27 protein-coding genes and 2 pseudogenes are annotated in these 19,866 nt (G+C 61.7%); 8 read left to right on the top strand and 21 right to left on the bottom strand.

Going from position 1 to position 19,866, the window contains the following annotated elements; translation table 11 throughout:
- Positions 1-90 precede the first annotated feature (90 nt).
- The gene (locus FW760_RS01335) at positions 91-498 is read left to right on the top strand and encodes a hypothetical protein (protein ID WP_078481846.1); all 408 of its coding nucleotides are present in this window, start codon (positions 91-93) and stop codon (positions 496-498) included.
- A gap of 32 nt (positions 499-530) precedes the next feature.
- On the opposite strand, the gene FW760_RS01330 is transcribed toward FW760_RS01335, so the two are convergent.
- A complete protein-coding gene (locus FW760_RS01330; RefSeq protein ID WP_116053622.1) occupies positions 531-953 on the bottom strand; it encodes a hypothetical protein in 423 nt (140 codons plus the stop codon).
- Positions 954-1,083: 130 nt separating this feature from the next.
- On the opposite strand from FW760_RS01330, the gene FW760_RS01325 reads away from it, so the two are divergent.
- The 4 genes from FW760_RS01325 to FW760_RS01310 all read left to right on the top strand — a co-directional run bounded on the left by FW760_RS01325 (position 1,084) and on the right by FW760_RS01310 (position 2,658).
- Entirely contained in the window at positions 1,084-1,518 is a 435-nt protein-coding gene (locus tag FW760_RS01325; RefSeq protein ID WP_116053619.1) for a GNAT family N-acetyltransferase, read from the top strand.
- Between the two features lie 46 nt (positions 1,519-1,564).
- The gene (locus tag FW760_RS01320) at positions 1,565-1,819 is read left to right on the top strand and encodes a hypothetical protein (protein WP_054914290.1); all 255 of its coding nucleotides are present in this window, start codon (positions 1,565-1,567) and stop codon (positions 1,817-1,819) included.
- A gap of 154 nt (positions 1,820-1,973) precedes the next feature.
- Positions 1,974-2,306 carry a hypothetical protein gene (locus FW760_RS01315; RefSeq protein ID WP_043861710.1) on the top strand — a complete coding sequence of 111 codons (333 nt, stop codon included), beginning with the start codon at positions 1,974-1,976 and terminating at the stop codon, positions 2,304-2,306.
- Positions 2,307-2,331: 25 nt separating this feature from the next.
- Positions 2,332-2,658 carry a DUF2388 domain-containing protein gene (locus FW760_RS01310; RefSeq protein WP_043861709.1) on the top strand — a complete coding sequence of 109 codons (327 nt, stop codon included), beginning with the start codon at positions 2,332-2,334 and terminating at the stop codon, positions 2,656-2,658.
- A gap of 129 nt (positions 2,659-2,787) precedes the next feature.
- Here FW760_RS01310 and FW760_RS01305 read toward each other — a convergent pair.
- Positions 2,788-2,979 (bottom strand): annotated as a pseudogene (locus FW760_RS01305) (hypothetical protein); the annotation flags it as partial.
- 170 nt (positions 2,980-3,149) lie between these two features.
- Between FW760_RS01305 and FW760_RS01300 the strand changes: the two are divergent.
- Positions 3,150-4,298 (top strand): serine hydrolase domain-containing protein, encoded by a 1,149-nt coding sequence (locus FW760_RS01300; RefSeq protein WP_116053617.1) that lies wholly within the window; start codon positions 3,150-3,152, stop codon positions 4,296-4,298.
- Between the two features lie 34 nt (positions 4,299-4,332).
- Here the strand turns inward: FW760_RS01300 and FW760_RS01295 are convergent, their stop codons facing one another.
- The 3 genes from FW760_RS01295 to FW760_RS01285 all read right to left on the bottom strand — a co-directional run bounded on the left by FW760_RS01295 (position 4,333) and on the right by FW760_RS01285 (position 5,542).
- The gene (locus FW760_RS01295) at positions 4,333-4,629 is read right to left on the bottom strand and encodes a hypothetical protein (RefSeq protein WP_078481849.1); all 297 of its coding nucleotides are present in this window, start codon (positions 4,627-4,629) and stop codon (positions 4,333-4,335) included.
- A gap of 235 nt (positions 4,630-4,864) precedes the next feature.
- Positions 4,865-5,284 (bottom strand): hypothetical protein, encoded by a 420-nt coding sequence (locus FW760_RS01290; protein ID WP_147303867.1) that lies wholly within the window; start codon positions 5,282-5,284, stop codon positions 4,865-4,867.
- Positions 5,285-5,323: 39 nt separating this feature from the next.
- A complete protein-coding gene (locus FW760_RS01285) occupies positions 5,324-5,542 on the bottom strand; it encodes a hypothetical protein (protein ID WP_116053615.1) in 219 nt (72 codons plus the stop codon).
- A gap of 57 nt (positions 5,543-5,599) precedes the next feature.
- Here FW760_RS01285 and FW760_RS01280 point away from each other — a divergent pair, with 57 nt between their 5' ends.
- Positions 5,600-6,085: a GNAT family N-acetyltransferase gene (locus FW760_RS01280; RefSeq protein ID WP_043861704.1), complete on the top strand. Its 486-nt coding sequence runs from the start codon at positions 5,600-5,602 to the stop codon at positions 6,083-6,085.
- Positions 6,086-6,157: 72 nt separating this feature from the next.
- On the opposite strand, the gene FW760_RS01275 is transcribed toward FW760_RS01280, so the two are convergent.
- Positions 6,158-6,625: an anti-virulence regulator CigR family protein gene (locus tag FW760_RS01275; protein WP_116053609.1), complete on the bottom strand. Its 468-nt coding sequence runs from the start codon at positions 6,623-6,625 to the stop codon at positions 6,158-6,160.
- A 103-nt stretch (positions 6,626-6,728) separates the two neighbouring features.
- Positions 6,729-6,929: a hypothetical protein gene (locus FW760_RS01270; RefSeq protein ID WP_100632513.1), complete on the bottom strand. Its 201-nt coding sequence runs from the start codon at positions 6,927-6,929 to the stop codon at positions 6,729-6,731.
- Between the two features lie 175 nt (positions 6,930-7,104).
- Here FW760_RS01270 and FW760_RS01265 point away from each other — a divergent pair.
- A pseudogene (locus tag FW760_RS01265) lies at positions 7,105-7,437 on the top strand (nucleoid-associated protein); the annotation flags it as partial.
- A 1,002-nt stretch (positions 7,438-8,439) separates the two neighbouring features.
- Here FW760_RS01265 and FW760_RS01260 read toward each other — a convergent pair.
- From FW760_RS01260 to FW760_RS01195, 14 genes are all read right to left on the bottom strand, one after another.
- A complete protein-coding gene (locus FW760_RS01260) occupies positions 8,440-8,646 on the bottom strand; it encodes a hypothetical protein (RefSeq protein WP_446443524.1) in 207 nt (68 codons plus the stop codon).
- A complete protein-coding gene (locus FW760_RS01255) occupies positions 8,612-9,154 on the bottom strand; it encodes a DUF2514 family protein (RefSeq protein WP_446443523.1) in 543 nt (180 codons plus the stop codon). Before FW760_RS01255 ends, FW760_RS01260 begins: the two co-directional genes overlap by 35 nt.
- Positions 9,151-9,645 carry a glycoside hydrolase family 24 protein gene (locus FW760_RS01250; RefSeq protein ID WP_446443522.1) on the bottom strand — a complete coding sequence of 165 codons (495 nt, stop codon included), beginning with the start codon at positions 9,643-9,645 and terminating at the stop codon, positions 9,151-9,153. The genes FW760_RS01255 and FW760_RS01250 overlap by 4 nt, the downstream gene beginning before the upstream one ends.
- Before the next feature lie 72 nt (positions 9,646-9,717).
- Positions 9,718-10,158: a phage tail assembly chaperone gene (locus FW760_RS01245; RefSeq protein WP_446443521.1), complete on the bottom strand. Its 441-nt coding sequence runs from the start codon at positions 10,156-10,158 to the stop codon at positions 9,718-9,720.
- Between the two features lie 2 nt (positions 10,159-10,160).
- The gene (locus FW760_RS01240) at positions 10,161-11,825 is read right to left on the bottom strand and encodes a tail fiber protein (protein WP_446443520.1); all 1,665 of its coding nucleotides are present in this window, start codon (positions 11,823-11,825) and stop codon (positions 10,161-10,163) included.
- Between the two features lie 2 nt (positions 11,826-11,827).
- Positions 11,828-12,418 carry a YmfQ family protein gene (locus FW760_RS01235; protein WP_446443672.1) on the bottom strand — a complete coding sequence of 197 codons (591 nt, stop codon included), beginning with the start codon at positions 12,416-12,418 and terminating at the stop codon, positions 11,828-11,830.
- The gene (locus FW760_RS01230) at positions 12,415-13,458 is read right to left on the bottom strand and encodes a baseplate J/gp47 family protein (protein WP_446443519.1); all 1,044 of its coding nucleotides are present in this window, start codon (positions 13,456-13,458) and stop codon (positions 12,415-12,417) included. Before FW760_RS01230 ends, FW760_RS01235 begins: the two co-directional genes overlap by 4 nt.
- Positions 13,448-13,843 (bottom strand): phage GP46 family protein, encoded by a 396-nt coding sequence (locus tag FW760_RS01225; RefSeq protein ID WP_446443671.1) that lies wholly within the window; start codon positions 13,841-13,843, stop codon positions 13,448-13,450. The genes FW760_RS01230 and FW760_RS01225 overlap by 11 nt, the downstream gene beginning before the upstream one ends.
- Before the next feature lie 9 nt (positions 13,844-13,852).
- Entirely contained in the window at positions 13,853-14,386 is a 534-nt protein-coding gene (locus tag FW760_RS01220; protein WP_116054666.1) for a phage baseplate assembly protein V, read from the bottom strand.
- Positions 14,383-15,495, bottom strand: coding sequence for a phage baseplate assembly protein (locus tag FW760_RS01215; protein WP_116054669.1), 1,113 nt, complete (start codon positions 15,493-15,495; stop codon positions 14,383-14,385). The genes FW760_RS01220 and FW760_RS01215 overlap by 4 nt, the downstream gene beginning before the upstream one ends.
- Before the next feature lie 5 nt (positions 15,496-15,500).
- Positions 15,501-16,880 carry a DNA circularization protein gene (locus tag FW760_RS01210; RefSeq protein ID WP_446443518.1) on the bottom strand — a complete coding sequence of 460 codons (1,380 nt, stop codon included), beginning with the start codon at positions 16,878-16,880 and terminating at the stop codon, positions 15,501-15,503.
- Positions 16,881-16,883: 3 nt separating this feature from the next.
- On the bottom strand, positions 16,884-19,055 hold the full coding sequence (locus FW760_RS01205) for a phage tail tape measure protein (RefSeq protein WP_446443517.1): 2,172 nt from the start codon (positions 19,053-19,055) through the stop codon (positions 16,884-16,886).
- A 129-nt stretch (positions 19,056-19,184) separates the two neighbouring features.
- Positions 19,185-19,499 (bottom strand): phage tail assembly protein, encoded by a 315-nt coding sequence (locus FW760_RS01200; RefSeq protein ID WP_043863309.1) that lies wholly within the window; start codon positions 19,497-19,499, stop codon positions 19,185-19,187.
- Positions 19,499-19,846: a phage tail tube protein gene (locus tag FW760_RS01195; RefSeq protein WP_446443516.1), complete on the bottom strand. Its 348-nt coding sequence runs from the start codon at positions 19,844-19,846 to the stop codon at positions 19,499-19,501. Before FW760_RS01195 ends, FW760_RS01200 begins: the two co-directional genes overlap by 1 nt.
- Between the last annotated feature and the right edge of the window lie 20 nt (positions 19,847-19,866).

The raw sequence follows: 19,866 nt of genomic DNA, 5'->3' as shown, positions 1-19,866 counted from the left end.
CATCGCGTTTTTCGCGCCCTTGAAAATGCCCATGGCCATGGCACAGTGCGTGGGCTGCAGTGTTTTCTCTTCGTTGTCGCAGGTAGCTGTATGGACAAACTCACCACCTTTCGAATGGGCCTCACCCTGGCTGCCGTACTGGGCCTGATGCCCCTGACGCTGCTGTTCATTGCCGGGTGCATCGGTTTTTTCTTCCCGATGTTGGTCATCAGTGAGCAACCGCTGTTCGCGATACCCATAGCCATGGGCCTGATGTCGATTTCGTTGTTCGGCCTCTGGTCGTGCTGGAAGATCTACCTGCTGGCGATGGCTGAAATACCCGTGGTACCCAACCGCCGCCTGCTGATCTGCGGGGTGGCAGTCACACTGATATGGGGCGGCGTGCTGGCCGGCTTCACTCACAAGTTCCCGCAGCTCGTGTATATCTTCATGATGCCCGGCCTGCTGTCGGCCGCCCTGTTGTGGCATACACTGCGGCGGGAACGGCAGGCGGGGTGACGCGCCCCTTCATCCCCCCCTTGGTCAACGGCTTAGCGCTGGTCAGCCCCCAGCGACCTATCGGGCCCGCGCCGCTCGAGGGCGACCGCAAGCCCCGCCAGCAAAATGGCCAGCGCGTAGGCAAAAAGACCAAGGTTGACGCCCAGGATCATCTTCTCCGAACCGTCTGTGAGTACCATCGAGCCGCCGTAGCCATCGCGCAGCCAGTACGCCATCAGGAACCCGCCTGTAACGAACAGGGTCAGCAGGCTCGCCAGCCTCAGGTTGTCGCGCCCCCACACCAGCCAGACGCTGTACGCACCAATGGCGGTATTGGTGAAGAGTTGCCAGGTTTCATGCAGGCGCGCGTGTGGCTCCCAGGCCTGATTGAAGACGTGGGTATCATTGATTTCGAGGATCGGTACCACGACGGCGTAAAACACGATACCAACGGTGACCATCAACTTCGCTATCATCGCAAACTTCCTTGTTCAGACCATGACGGGACTATTCGGCACTGTAGCGCCAAGTTGCGTATATCGCGACTTTTATGGATTCAGTGTCCCTGAAGTACACTTCGCGGCATCAAACCGACAAGGCGAGACCATGAGCCTATCTATCAGGCAGGCCCTGGCAGAGGACATCCACCACCTGACAGGCATTGACGCTGTTGCACGCAACGATGAACGCCGCCGCGAGCAGCTTGCGCAGGCCATCCGCGCACGTGAGTGCTGGATTGCATGCGAAGCGAACGACGCCGCCACCCCCTTGGGTTATGGTTGCCTGGACCGAAGCTTTTTCGGTGAGTACTTCATTCCCCTGGTGGTCGTTTCAGATGCATCCAGGCGCACCGGTGTCGGCCGCCAGCTGATGACACACCTGGAGCGAGTCGCCTCGGCGCAGAAGGTGTTCACATCCACCAACACCTCCAACCTGCCGATGCGCCAACTCCTGGCACAGCTGGGCTATCAACACAGCGGGACAATCGAAAACCTCGACCCGGGCGACCCGGAACTGGTGTTCGTGAAGTTCATGCGTTGAGTGGGCTTGTCGCCAGGCTTCTACAGAACAGAAAAGGATTTCATCGATGGCATTTTCCCCGACAGAACGTACTGCCCTGCTGGCGCTCAAGGGCGTAGGCCCCACCGTTATCACCCGGCTCGAGCAGATGGGCATCGATTCCCTGGCCGAGCTGGGCAGATCGGATGTCACTGACATCCTTGCCCAGGCATCTGCCGCATTGGGCTCGACCTGCTGGAAGAACAGCCCCCAGGCCAGGGCCGCCATTACCGCAGCCGTGGACCTGGCCAGAGGGCTGGCCGACGGTGAGCCCGCGCGCTAGCGAACTCCCCATCGATGGCGGAACCGCCCGGCGCAGCACTGGCATCGCCCGGGCGAATCTTTCAAAACGAGACTCAGTGCAGGGTAATGAAAACCCTCACCCTGTAGTCTGCAGCGCTAACGCAACAATGATGCAACTACCAGGACCCGTGACCATGAAGTGCAAGTACCTGTTGCCCCTGGTGCTGCTGGCCGGCTGCACCACCCAGCCCAATCATCAGCCCAATCATCAAGGCATCGACTGGGGCCAGGGCACTTGCCCGGCCCCAGACCCGCAGAGCATCTCGCCCAACCACCAACTGGTGATCGAAGATGGCAAGACGCTCAAGTGCCAACTGCGCCCCTACGTGTCGAACATGGCATGCCAGGGCATCGTCGACAGCCAGAATGAAGGCGTCATCTGCCAGGACAACGTGGGCAACCAGATCATCTTTCTGTTCGACGACAAGGGCGTGCTGAGCCTGCATCGAAGCCTGAGATCACGCTAAGCAACCCGATGCCATGGAACCGCAAATGACCGTATGGAACGCCCTGGGCGCCGCCCTGCTTGTCCTGGCCAGCAGCCACGCTGCGGCTGCCGAAAACGCCAATCCGTTCGACAAGGCGCTGATGTACACCACGTTCGTGCCGAGCATCCTGGTGGCGGGCACCACCGCGCTGACCTTCAATGCGCCCGATCTGTTCAAGTCGGCCAGAAGCGACGCGCTGGCCTTCGTTGGCTCGGATGGCCAGATACGCGGCGCACAGTTCGAGCAGGCGTCTCGGCATTATCGTGCGACCGCCCGGCCACCTTTGATGACAGATCGGCAGCTGGCTCAGGCGATCACCGCCACCTACTGACCAGGCGAGGGTTCAGGCACCGGACTCAGGATCGCTCGCAGGCACGTCGCGCGTCTCCTTTCTCTCATCGCCCTGCTCGCGCAATGGCGAGCCCGCATGCGGGTGGTCGTCGCGACTGTGGTTTCCTGCCTCGGGATGCTCGCTCAGTACCGAGTTGCCGGCCTCCACATCGGTCATGTCTTCTTCGACCGCCGCTTCGTCGTCAGGCGGCAGTGGCACCTCTGGCGCCTCGCGCCTTGGATCGTGACCGGTTTCGTTGTCGGTGGTGCGCGTAACGCCCTGCTGTGACCTGTTGCCAGGTGCGTTCTCGTCGATGTCCATGGTGCTTCTCCAGGCTGCTGCACGGGATGCCCGCGCATAAGCGTGAGAAGCCTCGCAGGGTGTGGGAGTGCCGGGCATTGGACGAACGGTGCGCACAAGCGCAGGGCACCGGCACCCCCACCGCGCAGTACGGGCTAGAGTTCAGCGCTCGATCGAATGGAGTCAATGAGATGCAGGTACAAGGACGATGTGACGCTGCTTTTGAACCGGTCCGCCAGGCCTTCGCCGCCATCCTGGAAGAGCCCCACGAGCGCGGTGGCGGTGTCTGCATACAGGTCGGCGGCAAGACCGTCGTAGACATCTGGGGCGGCGTGAAGGATGCGCACGGCCATGCCCCCTGGCAGCGCGATACCCTGGTCAACGCCTATTGCACCATCAAGCCGATCACCGCTGTGGCGGTACTCATGCTGGTGGAACGGGGCCGACTGGGTCTGGATGATCCCGTGGCCAAACACTGGCCTGAATTCGCTCGACACGGCAAAGAACGAATCACCCTTCGCCAGGTGTTGAGCCATACCAGCGGCTTGCCTGCGCTGCGCCTGCCGGATCGCACGCCCCACATGTACGACTGGAACCACATGGTCCAGGTGACAGCAGACGAACAGCCGTGGTGGTCGCCAGGCACACAGGTGGGGTACGGCGCGACCACCTATGGGTGGATCATCGGTGAGCTGATCCGCCGCGTGGACGGTCGCGACGCCGGGGTTTTCATACACCAGGAGATCCTCGAACCCCATGCGCTGGATGTGTTCCTGGGCGTGCCTGCCGATCAGTTCAAGCGTATCGCTCACTTCGAGCATGCGCCCGGCCGAGTGGGTGACCGGTTCGCACAGGACCTGCGCACCCTCATCCTCAATGAGCCTGCGCATGTGGCGACCCTGGCATTCACCAACCCCAGCCTTTCACCCACCCGTACGGGTAATCCGCGCTGGTGGGGCTACCACCAGCCGGGCGTTTGCAGCCATGGCAACGCCCATGGCCTGGCGGGCTTCTACAGTGCCCTGCTGCAAGGCAAGTTGTTGGGGCCACAACTGTTGAAGGCGTTCGGCACAGAGCAAAGTGCAGGGTTCGACCAGACCCTGCGGCGCCCCATGCGCTATGGCCTGGGTTGCATGATGGAACATGCCGCCGACCCTGACGCGTCCTATTGCATGGGGCCGCAGGCATTCGGTCATGTTGGGCTGGGCGGGCCGGTGGCGTTCGCAGACCCAGACCGGGAGATGAGCTTTGGTTTCGTGACCACCACCATGGGCAGCCATGTGCTGATGGACCCTCGCGCCAGAACGCTTGCGGCACTTGCCTTCGCAGCGGTTGAGTGACGCATCGTGCCAGCGCTTACCGGGCGCTGGCGTTTCAGTCCTGATCGGCCAGTTCGCAGACGCCATTCGCACGATTCTTGCCGGTGTACGACACATCCGGCGAGCCGTCGGGCCTGATGGTGAGCGACACGGTTATCCCGCTGCCCTTGGCTTCGAAATAGTTGTCGTTGACTTTCTTCAACGTGGCCTCTTTGCCATTGATATAGATCGGCCCGCCTTCATCGGCGTGAACCTCGATGTTGCCTGGGCAGGTGGCGTTAAGCAGCGGGATGTCCGCATGGGCAATGCCGGCAGCGCTCACCAGCAAGGCGCCCAACAGTAGCTGTTTCATCGAATTGTCTCCTGAGTCGGCCAGGTGCCGAAACATCAGCAATAGCTCACTTCAACGGTGCACGCCACCCTGGTGCAGGGGCGGATGAATTGACTGCGCTACCACAGCGATGGATTCAAGATGAAAAGAGCCCCTCTCGGTCAACCAGCAAAGTGGCTGCAAGCAAAATGCCACCAAGTGCAAGAATGTTCGGAGCTGTTTTAAAATGCGCACTTTGTCATTTCAAAGGAATGAACTAGTGGTAAGTCACAATGCCGTCGCGTGCCCACACTGTCACGGGCAAAATGTTCAACTGCTGTCCGTTATCCATGCCGCAGGCACCTCCCGCATCAAAACCACTCATCAAGTGCAATCCGGAGTAGGGCCAAGTGTTACGGTCGAGACGACGGGTAAACATCAGACTGACCTGGCCGCCAGCGTCTCTCCCCCACCAGGCAAACGCTTGCTGGGGCCCGTCATACTTACGATCGTGGGCTCCATCATCCTGTATGACGGCCTTAAACTCATGAACACCTGGTGGGGAGTCGATTGGACCAGGTTCTTCATTGGCGTTGCGTTCATTGCAATCGGCGTGATCGGTTTTGTTCGTCATTGGCGGTTCAACGTCGCGCAATACGACAAGTTGGAAGTCTGGCGCCGTAGTTGGCTTTGTCATGCTTGCGGCACCCGATTTCAGCCCTCATAACGTGTGAGGTCACTGTCCCGACGCGTACTTGAGCCCGTCTAGCGCGGGCTTTTTTTGAGCCATTTTTCTGCATGAGCATAATTTAAGGGCCGCCAGCTTCTGGTTGTACTCGTCGAGGCTCATGCCGCAGGCGCTGTCACCGTACTGGTTGGCCAGGTTCAGCTTTTGCTGGTTGATCCGGTCGGCGATAGTGGCGGCATCGGTCTGCTCATCACGCCCCCTGGACATTGAAATAATGGTGGGTTGCCGGTATTGGTGAACATCAAGTCATCCGCAAGGCAAATCATGCAGCTAACGTTCCGACATCTCAGCGATGTTTCAACCGATGACATCATGGCGCTTAACAACAATCCAGATGTCTTACGCCAGATGCCCTTGGGCCGCCCCGACTTTGACGAAAAAAAATGCAAGGCATGGGTCGCCCAAAAAGAGGCCCAATGGGTCCTTAACGGATATGGGCCCTGGGCCTTCTTCGTCGAGAATGAATTTGCCGGTTGGGGTGGGCTACAGAAAGAGGGCGACGACGCCGATCTTGCCTTGGTGCTCCATCCACACTACTGGGGATTGGGAAAGGTAATTTTCAATGAAATCGTACGGCGCGCTGTTCAGGAGTTGAGGCTGGAGTCGATTACCCTACTGCTTCCACCAACCAGAGTTCGAATCAAAGGTGTACTGCGCCTAGGGTTTCGCCCTGACGGAGAAGTTGATATCGACGGTACGTACTTCAGGCGCTATCGGCTCCTTGTCGGTCCAAGCGCACAGCACCCGTAACCCTTCAACTCGCATCCAGAGGAGCAAGCGCGCCGCCTGTAAAGCCTGATGCGAGCTTCTAATAGATCGAGCTTAATCCAGCACTCCATTTATCACTTCGTAGATGATGCCAGTGGCAATAGCAACGAGAATCAAGTCTGTGCCAGCTTGTTGCCACTCATAGCCATCGTAGCGCGGTAGATGGCCGATAAGTCTTGCGTCGAGCTTTTTCGCGATGCCAGGAGGGAGCGGTTTTCCTCGTGCCAAGTTCTTCTGGATGCCAGGCGGTAGTGCTGGGCCTGGGGCCCAATAATTGTGGTAACTGTTCAGAACGTTCAGGACGCTGCCACGATCAATGTTCGGGCCGTGGTCCCAGTCATTTTGCCCTGAACGCGTTCCCTTCGCCCCGCTCCCCTGGTTGCCGTGGCCTTGAGCATTGTGAGCGTTACCCTTTCCGTTGCCTTGCCCTTTTCCATTACCGGGGTCAGCGTATGCGCCGACCGAGCCTGTAACTAAAACAAGGCTTGAAAGCACTGAGATCAACGTTTTCGATTTGAGCATGGCCGTACTCTCAGAAAGGGGATAGCTCCTCCAATGTAGACGACGCTGTATGAAAAGGTTCATTCACCCCCATGCCGCATCCGGCCACGGAGGGCCACCAGAGTCACCATCTGCCTGCCAGGTAGAACATGCCTCCTGCAAACACAGTCAAGATGATGCCGTCCAGTACATCGCCAAATGCGGCGTTATCTGAACGCCATGCTTCGAGCTGTGCGGCTAGAAAGAAGATCGCAATGAACAACACGACGCCCGCGATGCGCCGCTGAACCTTGAACCTGGCTTTGTCGGTTCCGAACCACAGCATTCACGCCTCCTTCAGTAATCCATCCATAACCGCACGATAACTTGCGTAGGCGCTAAGGTCACGGAGGGCGGCGCATGCCGCCGCGAAGCATTACGTATTGCCCCACCTGAATGCGCTCCCGCATTGACCCTGTTCCGACCGGTTGATGTTGATATTTGGGCCTCACTACACGGTGCAGGTGCTCGATGAAGATCGACCCGCAACCTTCGCCGAACTTATCAAGGCCGGGGACTACGGCCTGATGGAAAGCTTCACTGCGCACAAGCGCACCCTGAACCAGTTCAGGCGCTACACCGGTCGAGCAGAGGGTTTGTCGATCAGCTTCGAGCCTCACTTGCTCGGCTCCAAGATTGAGTTCGACCAGGACAGCAGCAGCCTGACTATCCGCAACCTGCCAACGCAGCTTACTGATCAACTGAAGCGCCGCGCGCCAGCGCTTCAGCGCTTGTCATGGAGTTCGGGAGGCCAAGCGCTCATGAACCACATCATTCCGGGAATCATCACGTAGATCCAGTGCTTGCCAGGGTAAACGCAGATGCCGACAGTCCAGATGACGAGCAACGTACCGCCCGCTCGCCGACGCCGCCGCGGCGTGAACCATTCCTGAAATACCTTATGCTTTTCCCGCAGTTTCACTACCACTCTCCCTGTTTGGTAAGCGGCGAAGCATAACACCAGCAGCGCTGCCCGCCAGCGCCTTCCCCCCATACGAAAACGCCGCCTGATGAGGCGGCGCTGACTGTAACGGACGTTACTAGGTCTTTGGCTCTGACTTTTTGTACGAGCCACCAGTCATGCACTTCTCGACCAGGGAAAGAGGAAATCACCAAGCGTGTTTATCGCCGAGTCGGCGAAGTGGTCAGCCCGACCAAGTAGAGGGCTGATGCGGAAACGATGCCTCAAGATGCGGAAACGATCAGGTTTTCTATCGCCCAAATAAAAACCCCGCAGACGTTAATCTGCGGGGCTTTCAATAATGGAGGCCGAGGTCGGAATCGAACCGGCGTAGACGGATTTGCAATCCGATAGAAGAACTCCCGCCCGCTGCGGCCTACGATGCGAAAATAGTTCCAAAACAAAATCGCAACCGCTCGCCTACAGGCCGCGCTCTAGAAGGGTCCGCGTTTTAGTTTTGGAACCGATTTGCACCCCTCCTCCGGCGTCCTGCCGACCGAACAAATCCCCTCCCCCTGTGCAATTCGTCGCCTTGATTCGCCGTATCCGCTCAGCTGGATTACTGTATATGCAAACAGTATTCGTGAAGTGACGGAAATGACCCAAGACCTTGAAGATATTGAAGACTTTGACGGCTTCGGAGCGCCAACTGAGCTTGAGATGTGGAAGCACCAGGTAGTGCTCATGACGAATGAGGCCGAATACCTGACCCGAGAGCTGAGCAAGGCGCGCAGAAACATCGCCAAGCTTGTGGCAATGAACGAGGGCTTGACGAAGGATCTGCACAGCTTGCAGCTGCAATCTACGGGACGAGTGATCCCAACGAGCTGCGTACTCAGTGGCGAATTGCCGTCGGGCCTCCAAGCACAGCCTGCTGATACTCACTGACAGCCTGCATGAGCGATTCGGCCTCAACCCGCAGCCGGTCGACCTCTTCTGCGGCAGTAAGCGAATCTCGCGCCTCGTGGTAGCGCCGCACCGCATCCATCGCTTGCTGCATCAGCGGCTCACCCGCCGCCATCTTCTCCTCCAAGTCGTCCATGCTGCCCTCCGATTTCGGTCAGGGCAGTATAGGCCTGTTCGCAGGTCACCCCCCTTCCCCGGCTTTGATCAGCATCTGTCGCCAGGTCTCCCGCTCTTTCATCAGCGCGCTTGAGCACGTCGGCAAGCACCAGGGCGACACGGGAAGCTGCCGCGCTTGCTGCGGCAGTGCAGGAATGGCCGCCGGCCGGGTTGGTGATACGGCCGACTGATCGATCGGCTTCGTCCCGCAGGCTGAGATCAGCGCGAGCAGCGGCAGTATCAGCCACCGCACGGTCAATGATTTTCTGTCCATCCAGAATCACCTTGTTCATTTGTTGTTGATGGGCCTGCTCCTTGGTCCGCTCTGCAGCCTCGGACAGCGCCCAGGCCTGCTTGTCACTGGCATCGCGCGCAGCCCACCTGCCCTGCCACTCGGCGTCCATCGTCGTGCGCCCATGCTCATAGGCGCCCCAGTACGACACCAGCAACAGCAGCAAGCCCGTAGCGCGCCAGGCCCAGCCGTTCACGCCAGCCTCCCGCCGGCGGCGATGTAGTGCGCCAGCAGGTCATCAAGCTTGCGCTCATGCTGCCCATACCCGGCGCCTGGCAGGCTGGCCCAGATATTCCGGCACTTCGTAATTGCGGCCTGGACACGGCCGGCGTGCACGTCCGCCAGGGCGCCACGTTCCTTGACCAGGTGCAGGGCCAGCTTGTCTTGGCTGGTGGGCCCGAAGTCGGGCAGCTTGAGCAGGTCGCGGTAGTGCGGCCAGTAGCGCTGGAGTTGCTGGTACCGGCCAGCGGCCGTGGACTTCAGGCCCTTATTGTTCACTGTCACCAGCACGCCAGGGTGAGTGCTGTAGCTCTTGAAGGTGTTCGGGCTATCGATGCCGCCAACCACCACGTCATAGCCGTCGTCGCGGGTGTGTCTGCTGATCGACGTGCCTTCGGACCATGCGAGCATGTCGAGGAAAGCGAGCGCGTTCTTGCTGCCCGCCAGTGAGTCGGAAATTCGAGCCATGCGTTTCTCCAGGTAATAAAAAGCCCGCTCAAGGCGGGCTCAGGAAAGAAAAAGCCCCGTCAGTGCGGGGCTTTATGGGGTCAAGTCGGCCAACCAGGTCGGAGGCATAGGGCGGTGCTCGATGCCGGGAAACAGCTCCGACTGGGGCCAGTCGCGCAGGGCCTGGCGGTAGTGCAGCAGCTCGGCGAACTGCTCAGCCTGCAGCGTGCTGGTCAACTGCATGTCTTGCTCATCACGATGGCGATTCACCAGCCACTCGGTGCTATTGACCTGCCCATCACGCCAGCCACGCTCATAGGCGAATAGCTCATCGGGGCTCAGGGATGATTCTGGCGGAGCGACCAGGATTGGCCGACCTTCGGCGTCATGGCTGCGAATCATCCCTTGCGCAGGGTTGGCGATCACGTCGTGATAGATCTGCTCACTGATCTGCACAGCATCGTCCGGCATGGTGTCGTGAATCTCAGGCATGTATGTGCAGCCAGTGGACTGCGAGTAAAAACGTGTGAGCATGATCAATCTCCCTCCGCAAACCACATAATCTCAAGCGCGCCCGTCGCCACCTTGAAAAACCCATTCCCGTCTACGGTGTGGCCGCCATACAAAAAACCTTGGGCAGCGAATCCGGTACGAGACGGCAGCCATAGACCGTGGTGCCGCTCACTTGTCGAAACTGGCGTGACATGGATTGTCCTAACGCTGTTCGGAAACTCCATCGGAAAGGATACGGCTTGATCATCTTTCGTCAGGGTTACTCGCCCCCACTGCTTGATGCCACCGCCAAGCCATTTCGGTCTAACTTCGAATCCGTTTACTCCCGGGCTGATCAACACACCATTGGCAAGTTTCTTGGGCGTGACAATCACGTCATCCGCCACGCCAGCATCAACTTGCGCCTGGGTCGCGATTCTTGCCGTCCCCAGGTTGGCCTCAGTCGCCTGCCCCGCCAATACGGCAAGCGCCGCAATGTCGATGTTTCCCTGATTGATCGGCGCGTTCCAGGCCTTGATGCACCACATGACTGCGACGTTGCGCGGCCGTGTAGCACCCCATGCAATTTCACTGGAATCGGTAATTCCGGTTACGTTGCTGCCAGCTACTGAAACCGTCTGAGCCAACGTGTAGTCGGCGCGCTCGCCAGCGTCATACCCAAGGCCGCTGCGCGCATCAGTTGCTGTCGTAGCACCCGAACGGTCAGCAACCGAGCCAACGGCAGGACCAATGTCGAAGCTGTGCACAGAACCTTTTTGCCAGCTGCCCAACTCGCGACCGGCATCAATCCCACGTCCATGATCCCAGCCGCGCAGGAACTCGCCGCGCGACTCCGGCAAACGGAAGTATCCCGCCGGCTCTGTGCCGTTGTTGAAGGCCCCACCGAGGAAAGCGGCCAGGTCAGGATAGGCCGCAATGCTTTGAGCGCTGCCATCGACCTCCAGCCATCCCGGCGGGATCTTGTTCACTGGCAGCGCCGCCATCACCCCCACAGGCAATGCCGAGGCTTTGGAAAGCAACGCCTCAACCTCAGTTTTAGTGTACGTGTCGGTGATGTTGTGCCCGGCCAATGTGCTGGGGTTTGTGCCGGCCGTCACGCGGCCCTGCTCGTCTACCGTGACCTTGCCGTAGGTGCCGGGCGCGACGATCTTGCCACGCACCTTGATGAACACCAGGGGCGTAGTCCCGAGAGTCGGCACGGCGGTATTACTCAGTTGCCACGCAGACAGCGCGTTGTTGGTACCTGACTGCACCGGTACAACGTGGCCCGGGGTGCACTCAATGCTTTCGTTGGCGTCCTGTGCGCGTACCCAGGCACCGACGCCGGCGGTGTAAATCCAGTTCTGCGCCGCGTTGGTCTGATCCTTCACCAGCACACGGTCGCCGGCCGTTACGGTAACGCCGTCAATGGTCTGCAGGCCGCTCAGGGCAATAGGGCCCGTGGTCGCGCAGCGCACTGAACGCTTGTAGTCAGATGCACTGATCGACGTGACGGCCTGCAGCAGCTGGGCCACGTTCGACTCATCCGGCACCAGCCCGGCGCCCTTGATCACGTTCAGGATTTCTTGCGTGATCGAATCACCCCATGCCGCTGGAATCAGCGAGCCGATTTGCCCGGTCACTGGGTTCTCGTCGACAAAGTGCCCGTCCACCAAACCGATGTTGGGCACGCTCTTTGGATAGTCCATTACTACTCTCCGTACTTGATAAATTCGACCGCATGCGCCGGGGCGCTGCGTCGCAGAATGCATTCCAGCGCACCGCTCGGGTTACCCCCGAACTGCTCGCCGAAGTAAGTCGCGCCAAAGCGCCGCCCCAGGCGCCGCCGGGGCCCCGTGTCTAAAGTCCACATGAACTGCGCAGCCCAGGTGCCGAAGCGGGCCGCACCGAAGCGAGAGCGCCCGAAGCGCGGCGCCCGGTGCTCGATCACCCGCGCATGCGGGTAGCCCTGGGCGATTGCCATGTCGACGAAATACGCCGGCGACTGCCCGCCGACCTCGATCAGCCGCCGGCGCACGGCCAACTGCCGATCCTCGAACTTGGGCGAATCGCCCAAGCAGGGGTCGGGCAGGTCCATTACCCGCTCCCAATCCGGTACCAGCTCGCGCACGGTGTACGGGTCTGACTCGGCCAGCAGGTCTGCGGCGCGCAAGTCTTCCTTGGCCAGCAGTTCGGCAGCCACCTGCAGCAGCTCGTCCAGCCCCGGGTTGAACTCGCGATCCCACGCGGGGCCGGGCGGTAGCAGCAGGCGCAGCTGCGCGTGGTAGTCCTCGGCGGTCATGATCGCCACAGCACACCCCCGTAGGTCAGAAGCTGGTTGGCGGCGGCCGTGACGTTGCCGGCTGGGCTGATGACGTCATGATCGCGCTCGCCCGTGGCGCCGCTGATAGCCTCGCGGATATGCGATAGCAGCAGCTCGGCACCCAGGGCAGATTCGCGGTTATGCAGATCGATCAGCGCTCCCTCAACGGCCCGGCGCACGGCGCTGCTGTCGGGGCTGACCTTCAGTTCGTACTGCACCGGCTTTTCGGCCGGCGGTAGTACGTACAGCTCGGCGGTCACCGGTCGCTCTTTCTCGATGTACACCCGCACCACCTCGCACGCGGCCGGGCTGGGGATCGGGTCGACGTCGCTGTCGCGCATGAAGAACAGGCCAACAGTGCCCGGCCCCATCCAGTGCCGCACGACCCAAGCGCGGGTCACCCCCGCCACCTCAAGCGCCCAGGTCACGTAGTCGCTTTGGCTGCCACCGTGGGGAATCACCCGGTAAGAACGAATCACCCGGGCGCGCAGGGCCTCAATGCTCTCCTGGGCCACGCCGCCATGCAGGCCAGGCGCATCGACGGTAACCGTTTCTTTCACGCCCAGCACCGGCGAGACGAAGCGCAGCACAGTGCCCGCCGGGGTATTGCCCAGCGGGCCGGCGTCCAGAGCTTCAAGCTTTGCGCTCCCACTCGTACCGGTCAGGGTGACCGTGGTCGTCACACGAAAGCGCACGCCGTCTTCACGCTGCAGCAGCGTGCCGGCATCGAGCGGCGCCGAGACCGCACCGGCGAATGTCGCGGCACCCGTGGCGGCCACCGCCTCCAGGCGGCCACGCTTCAAGCGCGCCTGCGCCATTCGCAGCAAGGTTTCTTCGTCCGCCGTGTCCGGCAGAATCTGGTCGGCAATGTAGGCCTGATGCCCGTAACGGCCATACGACGCGGCGGCCAGCACGCGTGCCAGCACCTCGGCGTCAGAGCGCAGCAGCGCACTGGAGCCTGCCAGGCGCGACAGCTCGGTGCTGATCAGCTCGGGCAGGCTGGGGGTGTTAAACGGCATTGATCACCTGCCATAAGTTGTCGAGTTGCAGATCGATGGTTCGCCCGTCTCGCAACGTGAGCACCACCGCCATGTTCAACCGGTCAATGCCCCGGGCCACCGTTACCGTAACGGCGGTCACGCGACCGTCATCGAGCATCCAGGCCAGCGCCTCCCGGGCGAAGGCCTCGGCCTCCTGCAGCGTGGCGTCGGTCAGCGTGCGCCGGCGCAACTGCCACAGCCGCGACCCGATACGGTCGTCGGCCTGGCTGGGGAAACTGTCGCCCCACCAGCCGAAGCGTTCGGCGTCGTCGAGACGGTCATCGGCGCCGGCGCGGCGCCAGGTCAGCAGGCTGATCACCGCCGCCCGTTGCCAGGCCGTGTCGGTTTCGTCGCCTTCAATCAGTGCCATGCGCTACCCCTTGACCGGCTTCTTGTCCGAGCCTTCGTGTACATGCAGCGACGTGCTAACGCCGGCGGCGACCTGATCCCCGACCGACTCGATACGGCCGGTGGTGCTGATCAGCGGCGTGTCGAACTCAACCGCCGTGGTGGCCTTGATGCGCATGACCGGGGTATCAATCGCGACCGCCATGTCGGCTTTGATGCTCAGGGTAAGGGTTTCAATCGCGATTTCACGGCCGCGCTTGAAGTGCAGAAAGTCGCCCTCATCGGTGTAAAGCGCGACCTCGCCGGACTCGAGCCCCTGCAGACGAAAGCGCCGGTCAGCCACCACGACCACGATGCCGTGTGATCGATCACCGCCGACGAACACCGCCACGGCCTCGGCCCCTGGGTGTGGGTTGGACGTGAGCCCGTAAGGCTCGAAATGCTCCATGCCGTCTTTCACCTCATCCGCGTTCAGACGCATCTGCAGGCCCTGCATCTTGCTGTCAGCATTGACCAGGGCCAGTTCGCCCCGGGCTATCACGTTGTTGCTCGGTTTCATGGGCTTGGCTTCCAGTCGGCGGGAATGAGGTATTCGAAGTTGTCGGCCTTGCCGCCCTTCTTGAGCTTGCGCGTGCTGTGCGGGTCTTTCGGCTCGGGGTCGAAGGCATCCGGAGGCGCCACGGTCAGGTTCGCCACCGTGCCGCCTTCGTCCAGGCTGTATTCGATTTCGCTGATCAGCATGTCGCGGTCGATGCCGATCAGTGGGTCGACCACGCGCACGATCATGTTTGGCAGCCACAAGGCGCCGTTGGACTGCCTCCAGCCCTGCACTTTGTAATTCAGGGTCAGGGCCTTACCCATGCGGTTGCCGCGCTCCCAGTTCGCCCGAGCGGCGGCCAGGTCCGGGGTCATCTGCCCGCTTTCGTGAATCACCAGCACACGCTTGCGTGCGGCACGCGGGTCAGTCACAGCGGCCTGCACCTCCGAGGCCTTGGCCCCAAAGGCGTCATCCGTGCCCGAGCGTTGGCCGGTCACCTTGTAGTCCGAGAACACGCCGGAAAAGTCGAGGGCAGCATCACCGGTCAGGATGTTCTGCCCCAGCTCCAGGCGGTCGACCGCCCGGCCGGCTGACCCTGGGCGAATGATCACCAGCCGGCCACGGGTGTCGTCCGTCGACAGCAACCGCGATAAGGTCAACAGCCGGTCGATGGACTCGAACACCGTTTCCCCGGGCTCGATGGCATGCTCGGCCAGCTTCGACGTTTCCGCCGCCTGGCTGATGACCTGCACACCGTAGGGCTCGGCCAGTGCCTGCACGATTTGTTGCACGGTCTGGCCCTTCCACTGCCCGGGCTTGTTGATCGCCGAGCAGTCCACCAGGTCGGCGGTCAGCGACCGCCCCTGAATCGAGCGCGTCACTTGCTTGCTGTCGTAGCTGACCGGCGTGCCGAAGATAAAGCCCGTCAGGGCCAGGTCATCGCCGATCTTGACGACGCAGTGATCGCCCTGGCGGATCGGGATTTCATCCGCCTGGCCGGGCCAGCGCCAGGTCACGTCAAGTTTGAAGTCCCGGCTTTGCCGCTCAATGCCGGCGCTGATGCTGACTTTCTTCCAGCCGCGATAATCCAGGCCGTTCACGCTCAGCGTGACAGCATTCTGTTCATGCATAGGGGTTACTCCTGGGCGACCTGCAGCACCCCGGCCGGCAGAAACCCGGGGTGCTTCACTTTGTTACGCGTAACGATTTCGCCGGCGCGGGATGCGTCAGCGAACAACTGATAAGCCAGCACTACCGCCGGCAGGCTTTCCTTGCGCTCAACCTCGACCAGGCGCACACCGGCGCCGGCCACAGCCGTCAGGTGATCCCGAACGCGCTTGCGCACTGCCTCCAGCAGCTGGAAGTGCTCATGCGTGGCCATCAGCGATGCCGACCACAGCGCGTCACTGATCGCCTCGCGCAGCGCGATCACGTCCGCCGCCACCGGCACCTGCGGCCGATCAATCGGCGCCGCCACCTGCTGCGCCAAGCCCGGTACCCCGGGCAACGCCGCCGGCGCCGACACCACTGGCATCGACGCGGCAACGCGCACGGCCTGCACGATCAGCGTGTCACGCATCAGCTCGCGTGCCGCCTGTACCACGGCAGCCGTGGCCAGCCCGCCGTCGGCATTCGCCGCTGCAGCACTGCCCTGCAGCTCGCCGCTCAGCCCCTGGGCCAGCTCAATCTGGTTGGTGATGTCGCGTGACGCCGACACAAAGCTGCTGAATTCCGGCTCGGTGCCTGTAAGCCGCGCCACGGTGCGCGCAAACTCGGGGTCAGCCTCGACCCCGGTTGCGCCCGAACTGCCCCCCGAGGGGCCCCAGCGGTAGCCAGACGACCGGTTGCTACCGCCAACACTGGCGAACTGGGCGCGAATCATCGCCGCGAAGTTGCCCGGGGCGTTGATCAGCATGTCGGCCAGCGCCTCGACCGACGACACCAGCCCCAACACCTGGCCCAGCTCGCGCTGTATAGCCATCTGAATGCCGGCTATGCCGTTCTGCAGGGCGACCACGGCCAGCCGCGCTTTGTTGACCACGGCCATTGCTGCCTTGTAGCGAGCAATGGCCGACTCAAGCAGGCTTTCCGAATCGTCTTCCAGCTGGCTGGCCGGGTTGGGCACACCGACTGGGTAGCCCTTCTCGCCGGCTTCGATGAACTCCAGTTCAAATCGCACCAGGCCGCCTTCGCGGCGTTCGTGCGACACGTCGCAGGCCTCGCCCGGGGTGACCGTCATACGCCCGAACCACGGGTGCACCAGCTCGCCAGAGCCCGGTTGGTTCAGCGCGTGCAGCAGGTTGTCACGTTGAAACAGGCAATCTTCGCCGACGATAAACGCCGTCATCTGGACTACCCGCGTCTTCGCACCCATGTCTTCCACCAGCGGCTTATCGCGCTGGGGGTACTCATGCAACTGCGTGCGCCGGCCGACCGGGGTTGAATCACTCTCGACAAAGAACGGCACCCCACGAAAGGATGCCGGTTGCCGCTTCTCCCGCCATGTTCCCGACATTTATCACGTCCTCCCCAGTGAGCGATAACCCACGCTCGGCGTGACCGACAGCCCGGGCTGGTTGGTTTGCGCTGGGTTCACGACCATACCCGGCGGGGCATTGTCGAAGCGCACGACCATTGAGCCCTGCAGCTCGGTTTTCGAAGCCGCGGCTGTTTGCTGAACCAGCGAACCGCGCGCAGTAGGCAGGCTGCCGCCCGGGGTTGCCCCAGGTAATGGTCGACCACGCGCCGCGTCCCGGGCCAGCGTGTCAGCCTTGGCCAGCGACTGGGCAGCCGCTGCAGACTGCACCGCACTGGCCGGTACCGACGGCACAGCCATCAGCGGCACCCGTCCATCATTCGCCGGCGCCCGCATCATGCTGGCCACCGTCGTCGCCTCGGGCAGCAGCTGCGGCATCGGGGCGATCGGCTTGACCAATCGTCCCTGGCCCTGCTCGTTACGCGCCTTCTGTTCCTCGGTCCAGGCGTTGACCTTATCGGTCGCCCCCTTGACCACGCCGTCACCGTCCGAGCTGAACCCTAGAAACTTCATCATCGGTTCAATGATCGGCTTGAGCTTGTCCCACAGGCCTTTGAAGAATCCGGTAATCGGCTCCCAGTGCTTGAGGATCAGGCCCAGCGGCGACCAGTCGAACAGGGTTTTCATGAAGTCCAGGAACGGCACCGACAGGGCTTTGATCAGCTCCCACACCGCCCCAAAGAACTCCGTAATCGGCCCCCAGTTGGCGACGATCATGCCGAGCGGGGTCCAGCTGAAAGCCTGTTTCATCCAGCCCCACACCGCCATCGCCGGGCCTTTCACCATGCCCCAGACCTTGGCGAAGTACGGCCCCACCGTTGACCAGTTGCCGATTAACAAGCCGGCAGCCAACGCGATACCCCGCACAACCAAACCAATGGGGCTCATGCTGGCCACCGCGTTCATCAGCGTGAGCGCGCCGGTTGCGGCGGCCGTGGCCAGGCGCAGCACGGTAAAGCCCACAGCGGCGCCGAGGATGCCCTTGATCAGCCACGGGTGCGCCCCGGCCAGCTCGGTCACGTTGCTGATGATCGGCCCCACCGTGGCCATGAAGTCGTTGAACGGCGGCAACAGCGCCGTACCGACCGTGATGCCCAGGCGGGTTACCCGGTTCTGCAGCAGCTGCAGGGCGTTTTCCGTGGTTGCCGCCCGGGCGGTGTACTCGTCCTGCATCGAGCCGGCAAAGTCGCCCTCCTTGCCCACCGACCTGAAGTTCTTCTGCAGCGTGTCAAGGTTCGTCAGCAGCGGCGCGATGGCCCCTACCGATTCCTTGCCGAACAGGCTGGTAAGAACCGCCGCCTGCTTGGCCTTGTCGACCTTGGCCAGCGTCTTGAGCACGCGGGTCATGGTCCCTTCACTGTCGGTCTGCATGCCCTGGGCGATTTCGTTCGCGTCCAGCCGCAACGCTTTGTAGGCCTCGCGCTGCGACTTGGTGGCCGCGTTGCCGGCGGTCATCGTGAGCATGAAGTTCTTGATACCCGTCGCGGCCACGTCCTGGGCGATACCCACCCCAGCCAATGCCGAGCCCATCGCCGCCAGTTGCCCGGCGTTGACCCCCGCCACCTCGCCCAGCGGGCCGATGGCGGTCACGATGGCCGAGATTTGCGCCGTGCTGGCCGCGCCCGTGTTGCCCAGGTAGTTGATCTTGTCGGCCAGGGTGACCACTTCGTCTTGGCTCATGTGGAACGCGGTGCGCCACTTGGCCATCATTTCCCCGGACTGCGCGGCGGTCTGGTCGAACGCCACGCCCATCTTTACCGCGTCTTCGGCGAACTTGTTCAGTTCCTCTCGGGCAATGCCCGACTGCCCGCCGGCCGCGACGATTTGCGCGATGCCATCGGCCGCCATCGGCAGCCGCTCGGACAAGTCGAGCACGTCATTGCTCATCGCCTTGAACTGCTCGGGCGTGTCGAAGTTAACGACCTTCTTCACGTCGGCCATTGCGCTTTCAAACTTCATCGCCGCCTGAACGCCCATGACAAAGGGGGCCGCGATGGCCCCCCCTTGCACTGCATCCATGAACGTGATCTTTCCCAAGCCCGAGCTATTCAACTGCTTGCGCAGCATCGCCGCGTTTTTGCGTACACCGGTCATCACCGGCGACAGCTTGTCGACGCCGGTAATCAGCGCCTTGAGCTGGAACTTATCCGCCATTGCTGCCCCCCGCTAACGCTTGAATCCGCCAGGCGTTTTCCTCACTTTCGAACAGCACGTCGAGCGGCCATTCCTTGACCTGCTCCGGGCTGGTTTTCCAGTACCAGGCCAGGTCGTAGGCCAGCTCGGTCAGGTGCTCGGGGCTTCGGAATCGGGGGCCTTCGTCGCCGGCGTAAGGAAAAAACCGATCACCATCCACACCAGAGTGTTCAGGTCGGACAGGTCCAGCTGGTTGACCGAGCCCGGCGGGATACCGGCGCACACCGCGATGTACTTGGCCGCCACTTCCACCTCAGCAACGGGCTGATTGGATTCGCCCAGGACATAGGGAAGCATCTTGATAGCGCGTACTTCCTGGGTGGTGGGGCGGCGCAGCGTCAGTTCGTTCAGCGTTTCGCCGTGTGCCTGAATCGGTGCGCTCAACGTGTGAGTAGTGGTGCTCATTATTGCCAGTCCCCTGCGATGCCTTCGAAATTGAGTGAAACCTTGCCGTCGTCACCGGTGACGTTCACGTCGTCGACCAGGTACGCGCCGGACAGCACATAGCTGCGCCCGGTCTTGAACTCGACTGTCACGGTCATGTTGATGCCGTTGGTCAGCTTGGTGATGGGGAAACCCGGCGTCATCACTGCATCAAGCTTGACAAACGGGGCACGGTCTTCCTCCTTGAAATAGCCAGTAACAACGGTTTCGCGCTTGACCTTGGACAGCGGCGCCTCGACGCCGCCCGTGATTACCAGTTGCTCGCCATCGACCTTGACGTAGCAGGTGCCTGCGACTTTCTGACCCATAAAAGGGCTCCCATGAAAAA

The organism is Pseudomonas sp. 1176_21 (genome assembly GCF_052850635.1).
This window is presented reverse-complemented; position numbering and strand designations above follow the sequence as displayed.

Bases quoted from the DNA above. Each gene is read 5' to 3' on its own strand.
- FW760_RS01195 (WP_446443516.1), bottom strand. From the start codon at position 19,846: ATGGGTCAGAAAGTCGCAGGCACCTGCTACGTCAAGGTCGATGGCGAG.
- FW760_RS01290 (WP_147303867.1), bottom strand. From the start codon at position 5,284: ATGACAAAGCCAACTACGGCGCCAGACTTCCAACTTGTCGTATTGCGC.
- FW760_RS01230 (WP_446443519.1), bottom strand. From the start codon at position 13,458: ATGCCGTTTAACACCCCCAGCCTGCCCGAGCTGATCAGCACCGAGCTG.
- FW760_RS01280 (WP_043861704.1), top strand. From the start codon at position 5,600: ATGCAGCTAACGTTCCGACATCTCAGCGATGTTTCAACCGATGACATC.
- FW760_RS01315 (WP_043861710.1), top strand. From the start codon at position 1,974: ATGAAGTGCAAGTACCTGTTGCCCCTGGTGCTGCTGGCCGGCTGCACC.
- FW760_RS01260 (WP_446443524.1), bottom strand. From the start codon at position 8,646: ATGGACGACTTGGAGGAGAAGATGGCGGCGGGTGAGCCGCTGATGCAG.
- FW760_RS01215 (WP_116054669.1), bottom strand. From the start codon at position 15,495: ATGCATGAACAGAATGCTGTCACGCTGAGCGTGAACGGCCTGGATTAT.
- FW760_RS01335 (WP_078481846.1), top strand. From the start codon at position 91: ATGGACAAACTCACCACCTTTCGAATGGGCCTCACCCTGGCTGCCGTA.
- FW760_RS01295 (WP_078481849.1), bottom strand. From the start codon at position 4,629: ATGAAACAGCTACTGTTGGGCGCCTTGCTGGTGAGCGCTGCCGGCATT.
- FW760_RS01270 (WP_100632513.1), bottom strand. From the start codon at position 6,929: ATGCTGTGGTTCGGAACCGACAAAGCCAGGTTCAAGGTTCAGCGGCGC.
- FW760_RS01275 (WP_116053609.1), bottom strand. From the start codon at position 6,625: ATGCTCAAATCGAAAACGTTGATCTCAGTGCTTTCAAGCCTTGTTTTA.
- FW760_RS01320 (WP_054914290.1), top strand. From the start codon at position 1,565: ATGGCATTTTCCCCGACAGAACGTACTGCCCTGCTGGCGCTCAAGGGC.
- FW760_RS01245 (WP_446443521.1), bottom strand. From the start codon at position 10,158: ATGCTCACACGTTTTTACTCGCAGTCCACTGGCTGCACATACATGCCT.
- FW760_RS01285 (WP_116053615.1), bottom strand. From the start codon at position 5,542: ATGTCCAGGGGGCGTGATGAGCAGACCGATGCCGCCACTATCGCCGAC.
- FW760_RS01310 (WP_043861709.1), top strand. From the start codon at position 2,332: ATGACCGTATGGAACGCCCTGGGCGCCGCCCTGCTTGTCCTGGCCAGC.
- FW760_RS01325 (WP_116053619.1), top strand. From the start codon at position 1,084: ATGAGCCTATCTATCAGGCAGGCCCTGGCAGAGGACATCCACCACCTG.
- FW760_RS01240 (WP_446443520.1), bottom strand. From the start codon at position 11,825: ATGGACTATCCAAAGAGCGTGCCCAACATCGGTTTGGTGGACGGGCAC.
- FW760_RS01220 (WP_116054666.1), bottom strand. From the start codon at position 14,386: ATGAAACCGAGCAACAACGTGATAGCCCGGGGCGAACTGGCCCTGGTC.
- FW760_RS01300 (WP_116053617.1), top strand. From the start codon at position 3,150: ATGCAGGTACAAGGACGATGTGACGCTGCTTTTGAACCGGTCCGCCAG.
- FW760_RS01210 (WP_446443518.1), bottom strand. From the start codon at position 16,880: ATGTCGGGAACATGGCGGGAGAAGCGGCAACCGGCATCCTTTCGTGGG.
- FW760_RS01250 (WP_446443522.1), bottom strand. From the start codon at position 9,645: ATGGCTCGAATTTCCGACTCACTGGCGGGCAGCAAGAACGCGCTCGCT.
- FW760_RS01235 (WP_446443672.1), bottom strand. From the start codon at position 12,418: ATGACCGCCGAGGACTACCACGCGCAGCTGCGCCTGCTGCTACCGCCC.
- FW760_RS01205 (WP_446443517.1), bottom strand. From the start codon at position 19,055: ATGGCGGATAAGTTCCAGCTCAAGGCGCTGATTACCGGCGTCGACAAG.
- FW760_RS01330 (WP_116053622.1), bottom strand. From the start codon at position 953: ATGATAGCGAAGTTGATGGTCACCGTTGGTATCGTGTTTTACGCCGTC.
- FW760_RS01200 (WP_043863309.1), bottom strand. From the start codon at position 19,499: ATGAGCACCACTACTCACACGTTGAGCGCACCGATTCAGGCACACGGC.